Origin of the sequence: Enterobacter chuandaensis (genome assembly GCF_039718975.1) — a bacterium.
Taxonomy (GTDB): Bacteria; Pseudomonadota; Gammaproteobacteria; order Enterobacterales; family Enterobacteriaceae; genus Enterobacter; species Enterobacter chuandaensis.
In genome coordinates, this window is the sequence record NZ_CP097173.1 from 2,232,829 (window position 1) to 2,250,904 (window position 18,076).

Here is an 18,076-nt window from a genome sequence, read left to right on the forward strand (position 1 = left end):
GCCTTTCTCACCGGCATGCTCGATCCCGCCCGGCCTCCTTCGCCCGATACAGCGCCGCATCGGCGCGGGCAATAATCTCGGTACCCGCAAGCCCCTCGACCATACCCGCAATCCCCATGCTCACGGTGACATGGTCGCTAACGGTTGACGCGCCGTGCGGTATGGACTCCGCGCGCAGGCCGTCCTGAATGCGTATGGCAACCTTTTCGGCGATATTTTCCGGGCAGTTAAACAGGATCACCACAAACTCCTCGCCGCCGTAGCGTGACACTACATCGTCAGGCGTTCGTACTGACTGCTTCAATACCCGCGCCACGCGCGTCAGACATTCGTCACCCGCCTGATGCCCGTAGGTATCGTTGTAACGTTTGAAATAGTCGATATCCAGCATGATCAGCGAGAACGGTTTCTTCTGCTCAACCGCGTTCTCCAGCACCACCTCCATCTTCCGGCGATTGGCGGTTTTGGTTAACGGATCCTGATGCGCCAGCGCATCCAGTCTGGAGATCAGCAGCTGATTTTGCTGGTTACGCCGCCAGGCTTCGTCAAACCAGCTCAACAGGATGAAACGCCCGCAAACCAGGATCAGCGAAAACACGCTCCAGATGACCACGAAGTGAAGATTCAGGCCGTTATTCAGTGTCCAGCTGGCTACCGGCAGGGTGATCCAGAGCGGGAGCACAAAGGCGAGCAACCCTTCAGGATAAAAATAGAGCGCCGTTAAGCCAGCGAGTAATAAAATGACGCACAGCGGCCAGACGTGTGGCAGCAGTAATTGGGTGATAAACCAGAAGCAGGATATCGACCAGATAGCGCTACAGATAAACAGCACCACGCTGATACCGGCAATGCGCCGCCAGGCCATCAGGATCAACGCGGCAGAGAGGATAATAATGCCGAGCATGGATGCATCGACCATTTTTGTCAGCTGCGGCGAGTGGGGATAAAGGGGATCGCTGGCGTTAAGCAGAACGTGGCGCAGCAGAATCATCACGGCAAAGCTGATGTTGACGAAGGCCAGCCAGGGCAGGTTCATCGCCAGCCCGTGCATAACCATGGCGTGGCGCGTCGGCCAGGTTGCGCGCTCAAGTGTCGGTTTTTTTCTTTTTTCCATAAAATTCTTTCCCGTCCGGGGGATAAATCATTCAAATGAGATATCAGTAACTATAAGCAAGCCCGGACGATCCTCAAACGCCGGGGCAAAAAAAACCGGGCTATTGCCCGGCAGGTGGTTATTTTTCGTCTTTCTTCTTCCCGAGCGTTGGCGTCTCGTCGAAGAAATTCCACGGTTTAAGCAGGGTATGCACCCATTCCGTTGGCATGATCGGCCACTCTTCCGCGCGGGCGACGTGGGTGGTGCCAGTGGTCATCCAGACCACGTCATCCTGGTCGTTCAGCGATTCGTTATCCTTGCTGTACTGCCCCAGGCCCGTGTCGTGGATGGAGCGGTTCGGGAATTTTCCTTCCGGGTAGAGTTCATCCGGGTGGTAACGGGTCACCCACAGCTGTTTGTCCATAAAGCTCAGGCGATGGTAGATCCACTCGTCCGGCGCAAACTTCGCGCCGGTTGCCACGGGGTGCGTACCGCCCGCGTAAGGGATGATCTGGTACGAGACCGGGTTGCCCATGCGGTTCTCTTTGCTGGTGTTGCTCAGCAGGCGAATGGTGCCCGGATCGAATTTCTGCGCCGCCTGCTGTTCAGTATCAATGTCATACTGGTTCACCTGCATGGTGCTGGTGCGCGGTCCACCGGCGGTATTCGGCTTCACTTCCGGGTCCATCGCCACCAGCTTGTTGTTGATGCCATCCACGTCCATATCCAGGCGGAAGTTATAGATGTGCTGGTGAGTGGTGCCCACAATGTTATGGTCGATCAGCGTACCGTAACGGGTGTCATCTTTCGCGGTGGCATCGTGCATGGTTTTCGCCTGAACGCCTTTTACCGCCTCGATACCGGTTGCGCCAGCATCAATGCCGATGGTGCCGTTTTCGTGGAATACCCAGTCGAAGATGTAATCGTAGTTGCCAACGGTACTCACCCAGCGCACCACCAGCTCGCGACGCTCGGCGCTGACGTTGGGCTGGCCCATCTCCTGATGCTTATATTCCGGCCCGGCATAGCGTTCAAAAATGGCGATTGCGCACGGGATCTCCATCGGCGCGCCGGTGTAGTCTGGGATGGTTTCGTTAAGCATTACGGCGTTGGACGGCACGTCCTTCCCGCGCACCAGTGGGGAAGTCAGGGTACCCATGCCGTAGTCACCGGAGTCGAGATAGGCCTTAAAGTACCAGCCCACGTCCGGATCGCCATAAGGGACAATCATGCCGCCGAGCGAACCCTGATACATCACCTGACGCTTTTTACCGTTGTCGTTGTAGGTGACGGTCGAAATCATTGGGCCGACGCGGGAGTCCAGGCTCAGGTGGAAATCCCAGTTCTGCCAGTGCACCATGTCGCCGGTGATGGTGTAGTTCTTGCCTTCCGGCTCGATAATTTCCAGCGGTTTTTTCGGCGTCTCTACGCGGTCGCGGCCATCATACGGGCGCGGGGCGAGCGGAACCGGGATGACCGGGCCTTCTTCAATTTTCTGGATCTTCTTCTGCTCAAGGTCGACCACGGCCACCAGGTTCTCGATCGGATGCGCCCAGTAGTTGCCGTCGCCGACGTCCAGATAGCTCACCACCTTCAGCAGGCGGTCTTCCTGTTTCAGGCCGTCTTTACCGTCGAAATAGCCGACGGTCAGCGGCGTGGTAATCACTTTTTTCGGGTCGGTGATGCCGTGTTTTTTCAGCACCTCAGCAAACTCTGTGCTCTCGTTGATAATCTGCTGAACCGCGGTGAAATCATCCAGCAGCACCATGCCGTGCGCGTCTTTCACCGCTTCCCAGCGCAGGATTTTTTTTTCCTTCAGGTCCACCACGCTTTCGATAACGTGCTTGCCGTCGAGCATGACGATCTTCGCCTGGCGAGGGGCATCCACTGCCGTACCGTTGAGCACAAAGTCCCACACTTTGGCTTTCGCTGGTTCCGCAAGGGCGATCTGGGTAAAGCGGGTGTTTGGTTTAAAATCCGCAGAGGCTTTCACGATCTCCACGGCCTGCTTAATTTCGTCCGCCGTTAGCGCGTTCAGCGGGTGAGGGCGTTTTTCAACCTGGAAGGTCTGGTCAAGGCCGGACTGGAAAACATCGTTGATGAAGGTCTCTGGGATAAAGGCTTTTTTGCCCTTCATCACTACCGGCACCTCGAGTTTGAGGGTTTGACCGTTGACGATGGCGGTTTTTGCGCCCGGTTTGACCTTCACAAAGGCACCGTCTTTCGCAATGGTGAACATCTGTGCGTAATCATCCCACTGCACGTCCGCGCCAAAATCCTGCAGCGTTTTGTCCATCGGGACCATATGTGCCTCGCTGCCGTGGGCGAAAACAGGGGATTGCCAGGCGCAACACAGCGCAACGGCCATGGCCAGCGCCGTTCTACGGGCAGAAAAAGAAGAATTGCTTCCCATCGTAGACCTCATCTTGTTGTGTTTATACCCGTCATACTTCAAGTTGCAGGTGCGTTGGCTGCGCTCACTCACCCCAGTCACGTACTTATGTACGCTCCCGGGGATTCGTTCCCTTGCCGCCTTCCTGCAACTCGAATTATTTAGGGTATATTGTGTTGTGACAGCCTTATCCTGACAGGCCCATGAGAAAAGCGTTTGCCTGCATCTGCCAGGTTATTTGTTGATCTTGCCAGGTTAAAAAAAGAGCGGGGATAGGTCACATCCCCGTTATAAAGACCTAATGTGATTAATAAGCTGATCTATCGAGATGAATACGCACATCGAGCCCAACAGCAGTGAAGGAGTAAATATTTCCGCGAACACGAAAGTAAATTTCTCCATTTGTGACCGTTGCAGCGGCCTTTGCATCGTTGGTAATCATGACAGGTTCGATATCTGATACGTGAGACATAAACTCTTCGGTGCTTTTTCTTGCATCATAGAGATAAAAATGAAACGTATCTTTAGATAAAGAACTTGCTTCTACCTGGGTGATATACAGAGTTAAACGATCATTAACCCTAATTCTTTCCTTAAAATTTTCATACGCGGTAAAAAGATCGCGGAAAGGGTACAAGATAAACCCCAGGAAAATGAAAACCACTACCCCGATTCGCCAGTTAAAACCCCGAGCGTCGCGCATAATCTATTCCTGCTCTAATCCATAACTGATCAACGGGGTCATCTCCACAAGCACTGGCACCCTGATATTTTGCAAATTCTACCGGATCGCTTGTGCCTGCAAGGATCTGCGCAGTACCTGCGCCGCGCAGCAGCACTCCATCAGGTATGCCCGCCGCCGCGCCAACCGCACCGTAATGGAAATTGCCAAAGTTGGCATATTCCGCACGGCCCTGCTTATAATCCCATGGACCATGGTTCCTCACCATTTGATAAAACCAGACGTAAGTCATCAATGATGCGCCACCATGAAATCGAGCGATAACCATATGGCTGACAACATCAACGCCTGGTGGCGAAAATGAAGAAATATCATATGGAGTAAAATACAAAGAAGTCCGCATTAACGTTCTGCCCAGCTATCTGCGAACTGCAAATTACCGTCGCGATACGTCCAGGTTATTTTGTCGTAGCGTAGTTCCACGACTTCAAGATGGTTGTGTTTTTCTTTCATCAGGTCTTTTGTGTCATGCATTAATGGCGTAACGGAAACCACGCGAATATTATCGAGATGCATATTGTAATATTCTATTTCCTGTCCGGCGTCATTAATGCGATACCACCTGAACTCCGCTGTTTTAAGGTTTGCCCAGTAGCAACTGCTTTCATCAGGTAGGGCGAAGATGAATCAATTTCTTTTTGAAAAACGACTGGCGCATGGTTGCGTTTACTGGTGATTTTACCGGTCAGTGGATCCGTTGGCAGGCGGAGGTTGTGCGTAAAGCCGGTGACTTCAATGCTTCCCTCGCGGTCACGAATATCCACTGAGCCTGTGATTTTTGCTCCGCCATCATCAGTTAAAAAAAGATAACCAGGGATTGCCATAATCTATTACTCTTCCATGTAATTTAATCCGGGAACATTCCCGTTGCTAAATAATAACCATGCTAATTACGTGGTCAATTTGCTTAATGTTTCTGGTTGTAACTTATCCAGACTATGCTGACTGGATGATTTGGTTAACAAAATCCATCCAGTCAGGTTTTCGCTTAAGGCTGTTTTGATGCGCTCAAATCATTAAAGCAAATAGTTGCTTTTGATTAATCATCACCCCGCTGGCGCGCCACCAGCGTCAGAATGGAGTAGAGCGCCACGGCCTGCTGGTGCTGGTTGAAAATCTCAACCGCCCACTCTACCACGCCGGTCGGTTTCTCCTCGGCGGTACGCTGTTTCTTCAGCGTTTTACGTTTGCAGGTCAGGCGCACCTGAATGGTGTCGCCCGGCTTGACCGGCTCGATAAAGCGCAGGTTTTCCATACCGTAGTTGGCAATCACCGGCCCGACGCCCGCGTCGACAAACAGTCCCGCCGCGGCGGAGATCAGGAAGTAGCCGTGGACCACGCGTTCGCCAAAGATCGACTCTGCCGCACCGATCTTGTCCATATGGGCGTAGAAATGGTCTCCGCTCAGGCAGGCAAAGTTCACAATGTCCGCTTCCGTGAGGGTGCGGCGCGGCGTAAGCAGGCTGTCGCCCGGCTGTAGCTCCTCGAAGTATTTGCGGAACGGATGCACGCGATCTTCCTGCACCGTTGCGCCACGCACCCACTGTTTGCCAATGGCGGCCAGCATCGACGGGCTGCCCTGAATCGCGGTGCGCTGCAGGTAGTGTTTCACCGCGCGCAGGCCGCCCAGCTCTTCGCCGCCGCCCGCGCGCCCCGGGGCGCCGTGGACCAGCTGCGGCAGCGGGGAGCCGTGGCCGGTGGACTCTTTCGATGACTCCTCGTTAAGGATCTGAATACGCCCGTGGGCGCGCGCCGCGCCGGCAATAAACTGGCGGGCAATCGCCGAATCGGCTGTGACCAGCGTCCCCGCCAGGCTGCCGCCGCCCGCGCGGGCAAGCTGCATGGCGTGGTCTGCGCTGCGATACGGCATCAGCGTAGCGACCGGGCCGAAGGCTTCGGTATCGTGCACGGCAGGCGTTTCATCCGGCTGAGGGCAGAACAGCAGGGTCGGCGGGAAGAACGCGCCCGCGGCCTGTAGATCCGTTTTGCCGCCAAGACGGATTTGGCAGCCTGCGGCGATCAGCTGATCCACTTTCTCCTGCACGTCCGCCCGCTGTTCGGCGTTGACCAGCGCCCCCATCTTCACGCCTTCCTGCGCCGGGTCGCCCACCACCACCTTTTCCAGGCGGGCAATCAGCGCCTGGCTTACGGCATCAACCTGGCTTTGCGGGACGATAATCCGGCGAATGGCGGTACATTTCTGCCCGGCCTTGGCGGTCATCTCGCGGACCACCTCCCGGATAAACAGCGCAAATTCCGGCTGTTCCGGCGTGACGTCTTCCCCCAGCACGCAGCAGTTCAGGGAGTCGGCTTCCATGGTAAACGGTATTGAATTCGCCACAATATTCGGGTGCACGCGCAGGCTTTGCCCGGTGCTGGCGGAGCCGGTAAAGGTCACCACGTCCTGGCTGTCGAGCTGGTCGAGGAGATCGCCCGCGCCGCCGCAAATCAGGCTGATGGCGCCGTCCGGCACCAGCCCGCTGTCCACGATGGATTTCACCATCGCCTGAGTCACCTGCGCGGTAGCGGTGGCGGGCTTGATGATGGCGGGCATTCCGGCCAGCCAGGTCGGTGCCAGCTTTTCCAGCATCCCCCAGCAGGGGAAGTTAAAGGCGTTGATGTGCACCGCCACGCCGGATTTTGAGGTGAGGACGTGGCGCGCCGCAAAGCCGCCTTCTTTCGACAGCGGGATCAATTCATCTTCCGGCCACAGCGTGTCGTCAGGCAGCTCGCGGCTGCCCAGACTGGCGTAAGTGAAGAGGGTGCCGATGCCGCCCTCAATATCGACCCAGCTGTCCGCTTTCGTCGCGCCCGTCTGGGCGGACAGGGCATAAAACGTCTCTTTCTCGCTAAGCAGGTGCTTCGCCACCGCTTTCAGCATGGCGGCACGTTCGATAAAGGTCATGGCGCGCAATGCCTCGCCCCCATGCTCAATGGCATAGCGACGGGCGGCCGCCATGTCCAGCCCTTCGCTGGTCACTTCCCAGAGTGCTTCGCCGCTGATGGCGTGATGAATCGCGCGTTCGCGGCCCCGGCCAGATTGCCAGGTACCGGACAAGAAGCTGGCTAACTGCTGCATCGCTTATCTCCAAATGTTTCGTTATTTCACTATTAATAGTTTGATCGTGAATCATAAAAATCAAGCTGTGTTTTTAATGAATTGTTAACGTTGTGATCTGGCTGGACGAATCGCCTCGCGTAAACGCGCTTTGCAAAAGGCCTGAAGTAAAAGCCTTGCGAGCAGCATCACAAAACCGGGAAACAATTCTTGGGGTTATATTTAACCTTTGTGTAACTTTTAAAAAACAAAGTGATTCAACATTTCGCTTTAATTTGCAAACTAACGAATCATAAAGGTGATGACGTGACGCAAGAACAACGGTTTGAGCAGCGCATAGCGCAGGAGACGGCGATTGAGCCTCAGGACTGGATGCCGGACGCCTACCGTAAAACGCTGATCCGCCAGATTGGTCAGCACGCGCACTCCGAAATTGTCGGCATGCTGCCGGAAGGGAACTGGATCGCCCGCGCGCCAACGCTGCGCCGAAAGGCGATCCTGCTGGCGAAAGTGCAGGACGAAGCCGGACACGGGCTCTACCTCTACAGCGCGGCGGAAACGCTGGGCTGCGCGCGGGAAGACATCTACCAGAAGATGCTCGACGGCAAGATGAAATACTCCTCCATCTTTAACTATCCGACCCTGAGCTGGGCCGACATTGGCGTGATTGGCTGGCTGGTGGACGGTGCGGCCATCGTCAACCAGGTGGCGCTGTGCCGGACCTCGTACGGCCCGTATGCCCGCGCGATGGTGAAAATCTGTAAAGAAGAGAGTTTCCACCAGCGCCAGGGCTTTGAGGCCTGCATGGCGCTGGCGCAGGGGAGTGAAGCGCAGCGTCAGATGCTGCAGGACGCCATCAACCGCTTCTGGTGGCCGGCGCTGATGATGTTCGGGCCGAACGACGACAATTCGCCAAACAGCGCTCGCAGCCTGGCCTGGAAAATCAAGCGCTTCGGTAATGACGAGCTGCGCCAGCGCTTTGTCGACAACACGGTGCCGCAGGTGGAGATGCTGGGCATGACGGTGCCGGATCCGGATCTGCGTTTCGATGAAGAGAGCGGTCACTACCGCTTCGGTGAAATCGACTGGCAGGAGTTTGACGAGGTCATTAACGGGCGCGGCATCTGCAACCACGAGCGCCTGGCCGCCAAGCGTAAAGCCTGGGAAGAGGGCGCGTGGGTGCGGGAAGCCGCGCTGGCGCACGCCGAAAAACAACGTACCCGTCAGGCCGCATAAGAGGAAATAACCATGAGCAATGTCTACTGGCCGCTGTACGAAGTGTTCGTACGCAGCAAACAAGGGTTATCGCACCGTCACGTGGGCAGCCTGCATGCCGCCGACGATCGCATGGCGCTGGAAAATGCGCGCGATGCCTACACCCGCCGCAGCGAAGGCTGTTCTATCTGGGTGGTGAAGGCGAGCGAGATTGTTGCCTCCCAGCCGGAAGAGAGCGGCGAGTTCTTCGACCCGGCGGAAAGCAAGGTTTACCGCCATCCGACGTTCTACACCATCCCTGACGGCATCGAGCATATGTGAGGCAAAGAATGAATTCAGTGACTGCCTATGCCCTGCGTCTGGGCGACAACGGTCTGGTGCTTTCCCAGCGTCTCGGTGCCTGGTGCGGCCACGCGCCGGAGCTGGAGATTGACCTCGCGCTTGCCAATATCGGCCTCGACCTGCTGGGGCAGGCGCGCAATTTCCTGGCCTACGCCGCGCAGTTAGAAGGCCAGGGCGATGAAGACACCCTGGCGTTTGGCCGCGATGAGCGCCAGTTCCGCAACGTCCTGCTGGTGGAGCAGCCGAACGGCAGCTTCGCCGACACCATTGCCCGCCAGTACCTGATGGATGCCTGGAACGTGGCGCTGTATGAGCGTCTGGTTCAGAGCACGGACAGCCAGCTGGCCGCCATTGCCGCCAAAGCGATTAAAGAGGCGCGCTACCACCTGCGCTTCAGCCGCGGCTGGCTGGTGCGGCTGGGCGACGGGACCGAAACCTCCGCGCAAAAAATGCAACAGGCTATCGACAACGTGTGGCGTTTTACGGCGGAGCTGTTTGAAGCCGATGACGTCGAGCTGGCGCTGATTGAATCCGGCGTGGCGGTGGACCCGCGAACTCTGCGCCAGCCGTGGGAAAGCGAGGTGTTTGCCGGTCTTCACGAAGCCACCCTGAGGATCCCCGAAGAAGCGGCGTACCGCACCGGGGGCAAGAAGGGGCTCCATACCGAACATCTGGGCCCGATGCTGGCGGAAATGCAGTATCTCCAGCGCGCGTATCCCGGTCAGCAGTGGTAAAGGAGAACGCTATGCAACGCCTCGTCGACATCGCGCCCGCGCAAATACCTGAGATCTGGACACTGCTAAGCCAGATCCCCGATCCGGAAGTGCCGGTGTTAACCATCACCGATTTAGGCATGGTGCGCAGCGTGAAGGCGCAGGGGGAAGGCTGGGTCATTGGCTTCACGCCCACCTACTCGGGCTGTCCGGCAACCGAACACCTGCTGGGGGCGATCCGCGATGCGATGACTAAACGCGGCTTTACCCCGGTGCATATCGTGCTCCAGCTTGAACCCGCCTGGACCACCGACTGGATGACCGCCGACGCGCGCGAGCGCCTGCGGGCGTACGGCATCAGCCCACCTGTGGGGCATAGCTGTCACGCGCACGCGCCTGTGGAGGTGAGCTGCCCGCGCTGCGCCAGCTCCGACACCTCGCTTATCAGTGAATTTGGTTCGACGGCCTGCAAAGCGCTCTACCGCTGCAATACCTGCCGCGAGCCCTTCGACTATTTCAAATGTATCTGAGGCTGCCATGACAACGTTTCATTCATTAACAGTGGCAAAAGTGGAACCCGAAACCCGCGACGCGGTGACCATCACCTTTGCGGTGCCGCAGGCGCTGCAGGAGGCCTACCGATTCCGTCCCGGCCAGCATCTGACCCTGAAAACGACGCTGGGCGAGGACGAGCTGCGTCGCTGCTACTCCATCTGCCGGAGTACCGCCCCGGGCGAGATCAGCGTGGCGGTGAAAGCTATCGACGGCGGGCGCTTTTCCCGCTATGCCCGGGATGAGATCAAAGCGGGTATGGCGCTTGAGGTGATGGTTCCGCAGGGGCAGTTTGGCTACCAGCCGCAGGCTGAACGTGAAGGCCACTACCTGTCGATTGCGGCAGGCTCCGGGATCACCCCGATGCTGGCGATTATCTCCGCCACGCTTGCGACCGAATCCAACAGCCATTTCACCCTGATCTACGGCAACCGCAGCAGCCAGAGCATGATGTTCCGCCAGGCGCTGGCGGACCTGAAGGACAAATATCCGCAGCGTTTACAGCTGATCTCCATCTTCAGCCAGGAGCGGCTGGACAGCGATCTGCTCTTTGGTCGCATCGACGGGGAAAAGCTGCGGGCGCTGGCGAAAACCCTGATCAACTTCCGCCAGTACGACGAGGCGTTTATCTGTGGCCCGTCGGCGATGATGGACGATGCCGAGGCCGCGCTGAAGGCGCTGGGGATGCCGGAGAAATCCATTCACCTTGAGCGCTTTAACACCTCCGGAATCACCGTTAAGCGCGCGGTGCACGTACAGGCCGACGGACAGAAAGTGACCGTGCGCCAGGACGGGCGCGACCGTGAAATCACCCTGACGGCGGACGACGAAAGCATCCTGGATGCCGCCCTGCGTCAGGGGGCGGATCTCCCGTATGCCTGCAAGGGCGGCGTGTGCGCCACCTGTAAATGCAAAGTGCTGCGTGGGAAGGTGGACATGGCGACCAACTACAGCCTGGAGCCGGACGAGCTGGCCGCCGGATACGTGCTGAGCTGCCAGTCGCTGCCGTTAACCGCCGACGTGATTGTCGACTTCGACGCGAAGGGGATGGCATGAGCGAACTGATTGTTACCCGTCATGGCCGCGTGCTGCAGCTGACGCTCAACCGTCCGGCGGCGCGCAACGCCCTCAACAATGGGCTGTTGACGCAGCTTGCTGAGCAGCTTGAGGCTGCCGCCGTGGATGCCGACATCGCCGTCTGTGTGATTTACGGCAGCGAGCGCTGCTTTGCCGCCGGGGCCGATCTCAATGAAATGGCAGAGAAAGACCTGCCCGCCACCCTGAACGATATCCGCCCGCAGCTGTGGGCGCGCATTAACGCGTTTAACAAACCGCTGATTGCCGCCGTGAACGGCTTCGCGCTGGGCGCAGGCTGTGAGCTAGCGCTGCTGTGCGACGCGATCATTGCCGGTGACAACGCCCGTTTCGGCCTGCCTGAAATCACGCTGGGCATTATGCCCGGCGCGGGTGGCACCCAGCGTCTTATCCGCAGCGTGGGTAAATCCCTTGCCAGCAAAATGGTGCTGACCGGCGAGAGTATTACCGCAGAGCAGGCGCTGAGCGCCGGGCTGGTGAGCGATGTCTACCCGGCAGCGCTGACGCTGGAGTACGCCCTGAAACAGGCGGGGCTGATGGCGCGCCACTCTCCGCTGGCGCTGCAGGCGGCGAAGCAGGCGCTGCGCCAGTCGCAGGAGGTGCCGCTCCAGGCCGGACTCGCGCAGGAACGCCAGCTGTTTACGCTGCTTTCCGCCACCGAAGACCGCCGGGAAGGTATCGACGCCTTCTTACAAAAACGCACCCCCGACTTTAAAGGACGCTAATTGTGGAATTTATTCTCAGTCACGTAGAACAGGGCGTAATGACCATTACGCTGAACCGTCCGGAGCGCCTGAACAGCTTTAACGACGTGATGCACCAGCAGCTAGCCGAATGCCTGAAACAGGCCGAGCGGGATGACACCGTTCGCTGTCTGCTGATCACCGGGGCAGGACGCGGATTCTGCGCCGGTCAGGATCTGAACGACCGCAACGTCGACCCCAACGGCCCGGCGCCGGATCTGGGGATGTCCGTAGAAACCTTCTACAACCCGCTGGTGCGCCGCCTGGCAAAACTGCCGAAGCCGGTCATTTGTGCCGTAAACGGCGTGGCGGCTGGCGCGGGGGCGACGCTGGCGCTCGGCTGTGACATGGTGATTGCCGCCCGTTCCGCCAACTTTGTGATGGCCTTCAGCAAGCTCGGCCTGGTGCCGGACTGCGGCGGTACCTGGCTGCTGCCGCGCGTGGCCGGACGCGCCCGCGCCATGGGGCTGGCGCTGCTCGGGGACAAACTCAGCGCCGAACAGGCGCAGGCGTGGGGGATGATCTGGCAGGTGGTGGACGACGACCAGCTCTCCGCCACCGCACAGCAGCTGGCGCTGCATTTTGCGTCTCAACCGACCTTTGGGCTGGGGCTGATCAAGCAGGCCATCAACGCCGCGGAAACTAACACCCTGGACGCGCAGCTCGATCTTGAGCGCGACTATCAGCGCCTGGCCGGACGCAGCGACGATTACCGCGAGGGCGTCAGCGCTTTCCTGGCGAAGCGCGCGCCGAACTTTACGGGGAAATAAGATGCTGAACATACGGACTGTCGCCGTGATTGGCAGCGGCACGATGGGCGCGGGGATTGCCGAAGTGGCGGCAAGCCACGGTCATCAGGTTCTGATTTACGATATTTCTGCCGACGCCATTTCCCGCGCGATTGACGGCATTCGTCAACGCCTCGCGTCTCGGGTAACGCGCGGAAAGCTTTCTGCGGACGCGAGCGGACAGATCCTCGCCCGGCTGGTTCCTGCGACGGATATCGATGCGCTGGCATCGGCAGATTTGGTTATTGAGGCGGCATCCGAACGCCTTGACGTCAAAAAAACACTGTTTGCGAAACTGGCAGAAATTTGCCCGCCACAGACGCTGTTGACCAGCAACACCTCATCCATCTCCGTCACGGCGATTGCCGCTGATATTCACCACCCGGAGCGCGTTGCCGGGCTCCACTTCTTCAACCCGGCGCCCGTAATGAAGCTGGTGGAAGTGGTGAGCGGGCTGGCGACCTCTCCGGAAGTGGCCGACGCGCTGAGCGAGCTGGCGCTGAACTGGGGCAAGCAGCCCGTTCGCTGCCACTCAACGCCGGGATTCATTGTCAACCGCGTAGCCCGTCCGTTCTATTCCGAAGCCTGGCGCGCGCTGGAAGAGCAGGTCGCGCCGCCGGAGGTAATTGATGCAGCCCTGCGCGAAGGCGGCGGTTTCCCGATGGGGCCGCTGGAGCTGACCGACATGATTGGTCAGGACGTCAACTTTGCGGTGACCTGCTCGGTATTTAACGCCTTCTGGCAGGAGCGTCGTTTTTTGCCCTCGCTGGTGCAGCAGGAGCTGGTGCTGGCGGGAAGGCTGGGCAAAAAGAGCGGGAAGGGCGTTTATGACTGGCAGGGCGAGAAGCCCGAGGTGCGCTGGGCAGAGGCCGTGAATGACAGCTATAGCCCGATGCGAATGGAAAAGAAACGTGACGGTGTCACAGAAATTGATGATCTGTACCTGATTGAAACGCAGGGCGAAACCGCGCAGGCGCTGGCGCTGCGGCTGAACGGCCCGGTGGTGGTGGTGGACCGCATTGAGCGTGACGTCGCGGTCATCGCCGCCGCCGCCAGCAACCCGCATACCGCGACGCAAAAAGCCATCCGCTACCTGCAACAGCAGGGGCTCCGGGTGGTACAGATTGCCGATTATCCCGGCCTGCTGGTCTGGCGCACGGTGGCGATGATCGCCAACGAAGCGCTGGATGTCCTGCAAAAAGGGGTCGCCAGCGAGAAGGACATCGATACCGCCATGCGCCTCGGCGTGAACTACCCGAGCGGCCCGATTGCCTGGGGCGAGCGACTGGGCTGGCAGCGTCTGCTGACGCTGCTGGAGAACCTGCAGCGTCATTACGGCGAAGAGCGCTATCGCCCCTGTTCACTTCTGCGCCAGCGCGCGCTTCTGGAGAGTAGCTATGAGTCATAACGCCTGGCGCAACGCCCGCGCCATGTATGAACAGGACGCCTGCGCGCAGGCGATGGGGATGGACATCGTCGACATGGACGACGGCTACGCGGTGGTGTCCATGACCATCACCCCGCAGATGCTCAACGGCCATAAAACCTGCCACGGCGGACAGCTGTTTTCGCTGGCAGACACCGCCTTTGCCTACGCCTGCAACAGCCAGGGCCTGGCGGCGGTAGCCTCCGGCTGCTCGATTGATTTTCTGCGTCCGGGCTTTGCCGGGGACACGCTCACCGCCACCGCGCGGGTGAAGCATCAGGGCAAGCTGACCGGCGTGTATGACATTGAAATCCAGAACCAGCAACAGAAAACCGTCGCCCTTTTTCGCGGAAAATCTCACCGCATCGGCGGCAACGTGACAGGAGAGGCCTGATGGGTGACGCATTTATTTGTGATGGCGTTCGAACGCCTGTGGGGCGCTACGGCGGCGCGCTTTCCGCCGTTCGGACTGACGATCTCGGCGCCGTGCCGCTGCGCGCGCTGCTGGCCCGTTACCCGCAGCTCGACCTTGAGCGGATTGACGACGTGATCTTCGGCTGTGCCAACCAGGCGGGGGAAGATAACCGCAACGTGGCGCGCATGTCATCGCTGCTGGCCGGGCTGCCGCAGACGGTGTCCGGAACCACCATTAACCGCCTCTGCGGGTCGGGGCTGGACGCGATTGGTTTTGCCGCTCGCGCCATTAAGGCGGGCGACGGCGACCTGCTGATTGCGGGCGGCGTGGAGTCCATGTCCCGCGCGCCGTTTGTGATGGGCAAAGCCACCGCCGCGTTTCAGCGTCAGGCGGAAGTATTTGATACCACCATCGGCTGGCGATTTGTGAATCCGCTCATGCATCAGCAATTCGGAACTGACAGTATGCCGGAAACGGCAGAGAATGTAGCTGAATTGTTAAATATCAGCCGTGCCGATCAGGACGCGTTCGCGCTGCGCAGCCAGCAGCGTACCGCGCAGGCGCAGCAGAATGGCATTCTGGCGCAGGAGATTGTGCCGGTGCAGGTGCCGGGCAAAAAAGGGGCGGTCACCGAGTTCAGCGAAGATGAACATCCCCGTGCGGACACCACGCTCGAGCAGCTCGCCGGACTGAAAACGCCGTTCCGTAAGAACGGGGTGATCACGGCGGGCAATGCCTCCGGCGTCAACGACGGCGCGGCGGCGCTGATCGTCGCCAGCGAGCAGATGGCGCTGGCGCAGGGGCTCGTTCCGCGCACGCGGATCGTGGCGATGGCGACGGCGGGCGTGGAGCCGCGTCTGATGGGGCTCGGCCCGGTACCCGCCACCCGTAAGGTGCTGGAGCGCGCCGGGCTGAGCATTAACCAGATGGACGTGATCGAGCTTAACGAAGCGTTCGCCGCGCAGGCGCTGGGCGTGCTGCGTCAGCTGGGCTTGCCGGATGATGCCGCGCACGTCAACCCGAACGGTGGCGCGATTGCGCTGGGTCACCCGCTGGGCATGAGCGGCGCCAGGCTGGCGCTGGCCGCGAGTAACGAACTGCACCGACGCGGCGGGCGCTACGCGCTGTGTACGATGTGCATCGGTGTGGGTCAGGGCATTGCCATGATCCTTGAGCGTGTTTGATCAAATTACAATGTGAGCACCCTACAATGACAAATACAACAAAGCTTGATCCGATTGAAACGGCCTCCCTTGACGAGTTACAGGCGCTGCAGACCGCGCGTCTGAAGTGGACGCTGCACCACGCCTATAACAACGTGCCGATGTACAAACGCAAGTTTGACGCCGCGGGCGTTCACCCTGACGATTTCAAAGAGCTGGCGGATATCCGCAAATTCCCGTGCACCACCAAGCAGGACCTGCGGGATAACTATCCTTTCGATACCTTTGCCGTGCCGATGGAGCAGGTGGTGCGTATTCACGCGTCATCCGGCACCACCGGCAAACCGACCGTTGTCGGTTACACCCAGGGCGACATTGACAACTGGGCCAATCTGGTGGCCCGCTCCTTGCGCGCGGCGGGCGGCAGCGCGAAGGACAAAATTCACGTGGCGTATGGTTATGGCCTGTTTACCGGCGGACTGGGGGCGCACTACGGCGCCGAGCGTTTAGGCGCGACGGTGATCCCGATGTCCGGCGGCCAGACGGAGAAACAGGCGCAGCTGATCCGTGATTTCCAGCCGGACATGATCATGGTGACGCCATCCTACTGCCTCAACCTGATTGAGGAACTGGAGCGTCAGATGGGCGGCGACGCCAGCGGCTGCTCCCTGCGCGTGGGCGTCTTCGGCGCCGAGCCGTGGACGCAGGCCATGCGGCGCGAAATCGAAAAACGCTTAGGCATTACGGCGCTGGATATTTATGGCCTCTCCGAGGTGATGGGGCCGGGCGTGGCGATGGAGTGTATTGAAACCGCCGACGGCCCGACCATCTGGGAAGATCATTTCTACCCGGAGATCGTCAACCCGAACGACGGCACGCCGCTGGACGACGGCGAGCAGGGCGAACTGCTGTTCACCACGCTCACCAAAGAGGCGCTGCCGGTGATCCGCTACCGCACCCGCGACCTGACGCGCCTGTTGCCGGCGACCGCGCGCAGCATGCGGCGCATGGACCGGATCGGCGGGCGCAGCGACGATATGCTGATCATCCGCGGCGTCAACGTCTTCCCGTCTCAGCTGGAAGAGGAGATTGTGAAGTTTGAACATCTCTCTCCGCACTACCAGCTGGAGGTGAACCGTCGCGGACATCTTGATTCACTTTCCGTGAAGGTGGAGCTGAAAGAGAGCAGCTTAACGCTGACGCACGAGCAGCGCTGCCAGGTGTGCCACCAGCTGCGCCACCGCATTAAGTCGATGGTGGGGATTTCCACCGACGTGATGATTGTGAACTGCGGCAGCATCCCGCGCTCGGAGGGGAAAGCCTGCCGGGTGTTTGATCTGCGTAAAGCGGCGGCCAACGGTTGATATCTGATTCCTCATCCTCTTCCGGGGATGAGGAATTTCTGGAAACTTACAAATGGCTATTCAAGTTTGTTAATCAGCTCTCGACTTTGTTTAATCATAGACGATGCGCGAACATCGTTTAATTGCAGAAGCCCGATAAATATTAAATCGGTAATACAGTTTTGTGCTGTACGTGACGTGATAGATGAACTTCTCCATTCATCTTCATTAGATAAAGTATCTAACGAATAGTCTGCTATTCGTCTGAGGGGACTTTTCATCATCGAAGTGATTGCGATAATGGTCGCACCTTTTTCTTTGGCAGCATTGGCTGCAATGGTAATCTCTTTCTTCTTACCGGAATAAGATACGACGATCTGAATATCATCTTTCGTCAAAGCCTGAGCAACCGTTATTTGCACATGCGTATCAACTTCACAGGTGACGTTGTACCCAATTTTCATCAATTTAAAAGCCAGATCTTTAGCAACTAAGGCTGACCCTCCTAAACCAATGACTTGAATACGTCTTGCTTTGTTGATTTTTTTTATTATTTTTTCAAGCAGCTCAAAATTGATACATTCTGTCGTTTTGGTTATAGCGACATTCTTTTCATGAATTAATTTCTCAGCTATAACATTTAAGGGGTCTTCTGTATTTATAGAGCTGTGAAGTGTTTTATTTTTGGTTTTATTACCTTCAACAATTAACGCAATCTTGAGTTCAGTAAATCCTTTAGCACCGAGTTTTTTAGCAAATTTCGTTATAGATGATTCACCAATCTGCAGTTTGTTTGCAATAGATGTCGTTGTTGCATCTTTAAGCTGTGCAATGTTATTTATTATATATATCGCAATCTTACGTTCAACATTCGAAAAACTATTTAATCCCGCCTTCAATTTATTTAAATACACGGTAATGTACCTTTAAAAAAGACAGCCAATCAGCCAGCAAATATAACCGCATGAATTCATAAGTGCAAATTATATTTTATTA

Annotated in this window: 17 protein-coding genes and 1 pseudogene; 11 read left to right on the forward strand and 7 right to left on the reverse strand. The window is 57.9% G+C overall.

The features are described 5' to 3' along the window. Positions 1-7: 7 nt before the first annotated feature. From MX657_RS10905 to paaZ, 6 genes and pseudogenes are all read right to left on the reverse strand, one after another. On the reverse strand, positions 8-1,114 hold the full coding sequence (locus MX657_RS10905) for a GGDEF domain-containing protein (RefSeq protein ID WP_346808458.1): 1,107 nt from the start codon (positions 1,112-1,114) through the stop codon (positions 8-10). A 118-nt stretch (positions 1,115-1,232) separates the two neighbouring features. Beyond that, positions 1,233-3,506 carry a primary-amine oxidase gene (gene tynA, locus MX657_RS10910; RefSeq protein WP_346808460.1) on the reverse strand — a complete coding sequence of 758 codons (2,274 nt, stop codon included), beginning with the start codon at positions 3,504-3,506 and terminating at the stop codon, positions 1,233-1,235. Between the two features lie 286 nt (positions 3,507-3,792). Beyond that, a complete protein-coding gene (locus MX657_RS10915) occupies positions 3,793-4,188 on the reverse strand; it encodes a hypothetical protein (RefSeq protein WP_346808462.1) in 396 nt (131 codons plus the stop codon). Then, a complete protein-coding gene (locus MX657_RS10920; protein WP_346808464.1) occupies positions 4,166-4,570 on the reverse strand; it encodes a polymorphic toxin type 44 domain-containing protein in 405 nt (134 codons plus the stop codon). Before MX657_RS10920 ends, MX657_RS10915 begins: the two co-directional genes overlap by 23 nt. After that, positions 4,570-5,051: pseudogene (locus MX657_RS10925) on the reverse strand (Hcp family type VI secretion system effector). Before MX657_RS10925 ends, MX657_RS10920 begins: the two are co-directional and overlap by 1 nt. A gap of 215 nt (positions 5,052-5,266) precedes the next feature. Further along, complete coding sequence (paaZ, locus tag MX657_RS10930) at positions 5,267-7,306, reverse strand: phenylacetic acid degradation bifunctional protein PaaZ (protein WP_346808466.1); 2,040 nt, start codon at positions 7,304-7,306, stop codon at positions 5,267-5,269. A gap of 285 nt (positions 7,307-7,591) precedes the next feature. Here paaZ and paaA point away from each other — a divergent pair, with 285 nt between their 5' ends. The 11 genes from paaA to paaK are packed head-to-tail and all read left to right on the forward strand — an operon-like array spanning position 7,592 to position 17,101. Then, a complete protein-coding gene (paaA, locus tag MX657_RS10935; RefSeq protein WP_244288133.1) occupies positions 7,592-8,521 on the forward strand; it encodes a 1,2-phenylacetyl-CoA epoxidase subunit PaaA in 930 nt (309 codons plus the stop codon). 12 nt (positions 8,522-8,533) lie between these two features. Next, positions 8,534-8,821 carry a 1,2-phenylacetyl-CoA epoxidase subunit PaaB gene (paaB, locus tag MX657_RS10940; protein ID WP_003857353.1) on the forward strand — a complete coding sequence of 96 codons (288 nt, stop codon included), beginning with the start codon at positions 8,534-8,536 and terminating at the stop codon, positions 8,819-8,821. 8 nt (positions 8,822-8,829) lie between these two features. Further along, a complete protein-coding gene (gene paaC, locus MX657_RS10945; protein WP_346808470.1) occupies positions 8,830-9,576 on the forward strand; it encodes a 1,2-phenylacetyl-CoA epoxidase subunit PaaC in 747 nt (248 codons plus the stop codon). An 11-nt stretch (positions 9,577-9,587) separates the two neighbouring features. Further along, positions 9,588-10,085 carry a 1,2-phenylacetyl-CoA epoxidase subunit PaaD gene (gene paaD / locus MX657_RS10950; RefSeq protein ID WP_346808472.1) on the forward strand — a complete coding sequence of 166 codons (498 nt, stop codon included), beginning with the start codon at positions 9,588-9,590 and terminating at the stop codon, positions 10,083-10,085. A 7-nt stretch (positions 10,086-10,092) separates the two neighbouring features. After that, positions 10,093-11,163 (forward strand): 1,2-phenylacetyl-CoA epoxidase subunit PaaE, encoded by a 1,071-nt coding sequence (paaE, locus tag MX657_RS10955; RefSeq protein WP_346808474.1) that lies wholly within the window; start codon positions 10,093-10,095, stop codon positions 11,161-11,163. Next, positions 11,160-11,927 (forward strand): 2,3-dehydroadipyl-CoA hydratase PaaF, encoded by a 768-nt coding sequence (gene paaF / locus MX657_RS10960; protein ID WP_346808476.1) that lies wholly within the window; start codon positions 11,160-11,162, stop codon positions 11,925-11,927. The genes paaE and paaF overlap by 4 nt, the downstream gene beginning before the upstream one ends. Further along, positions 11,927-12,715, forward strand: a complete 789-nt coding sequence (paaG, locus tag MX657_RS10965; protein ID WP_346808548.1) for a 2-(1,2-epoxy-1,2-dihydrophenyl)acetyl-CoA isomerase PaaG — start codon at positions 11,927-11,929, stop codon at positions 12,713-12,715. Before paaF ends, paaG begins: the two co-directional genes overlap by 1 nt. Before the next feature lies 1 nt (position 12,716). Beyond that, positions 12,717-14,141 carry a 3-hydroxyacyl-CoA dehydrogenase PaaH gene (gene paaH / locus MX657_RS10970; protein WP_346808478.1) on the forward strand — a complete coding sequence of 475 codons (1,425 nt, stop codon included), beginning with the start codon at positions 12,717-12,719 and terminating at the stop codon, positions 14,139-14,141. Then, positions 14,131-14,553 (forward strand): hydroxyphenylacetyl-CoA thioesterase PaaI, encoded by a 423-nt coding sequence (gene paaI, locus MX657_RS10975; protein WP_080327202.1) that lies wholly within the window; start codon positions 14,131-14,133, stop codon positions 14,551-14,553. The genes paaH and paaI overlap by 11 nt, the downstream gene beginning before the upstream one ends. Next, positions 14,553-15,758: a 3-oxoadipyl-CoA thiolase gene (pcaF, locus tag MX657_RS10980; protein ID WP_346808479.1), complete on the forward strand. Its 1,206-nt coding sequence runs from the start codon at positions 14,553-14,555 to the stop codon at positions 15,756-15,758. Before paaI ends, pcaF begins: the two co-directional genes overlap by 1 nt. 26 nt (positions 15,759-15,784) lie before the next feature. After that, complete coding sequence (gene paaK / locus MX657_RS10985; protein WP_080327200.1) at positions 15,785-17,101, forward strand: phenylacetate--CoA ligase PaaK; 1,317 nt, start codon at positions 15,785-15,787, stop codon at positions 17,099-17,101. A 56-nt stretch (positions 17,102-17,157) separates the two neighbouring features. Here paaK and MX657_RS10990 read toward each other — a convergent pair whose 3' ends face one another. Next, positions 17,158-17,994, reverse strand: a complete 837-nt coding sequence (locus MX657_RS10990; protein ID WP_346808480.1) for an SIS domain-containing protein — start codon at positions 17,992-17,994, stop codon at positions 17,158-17,160. Between the last annotated feature and the right edge of the window lie 82 nt (positions 17,995-18,076).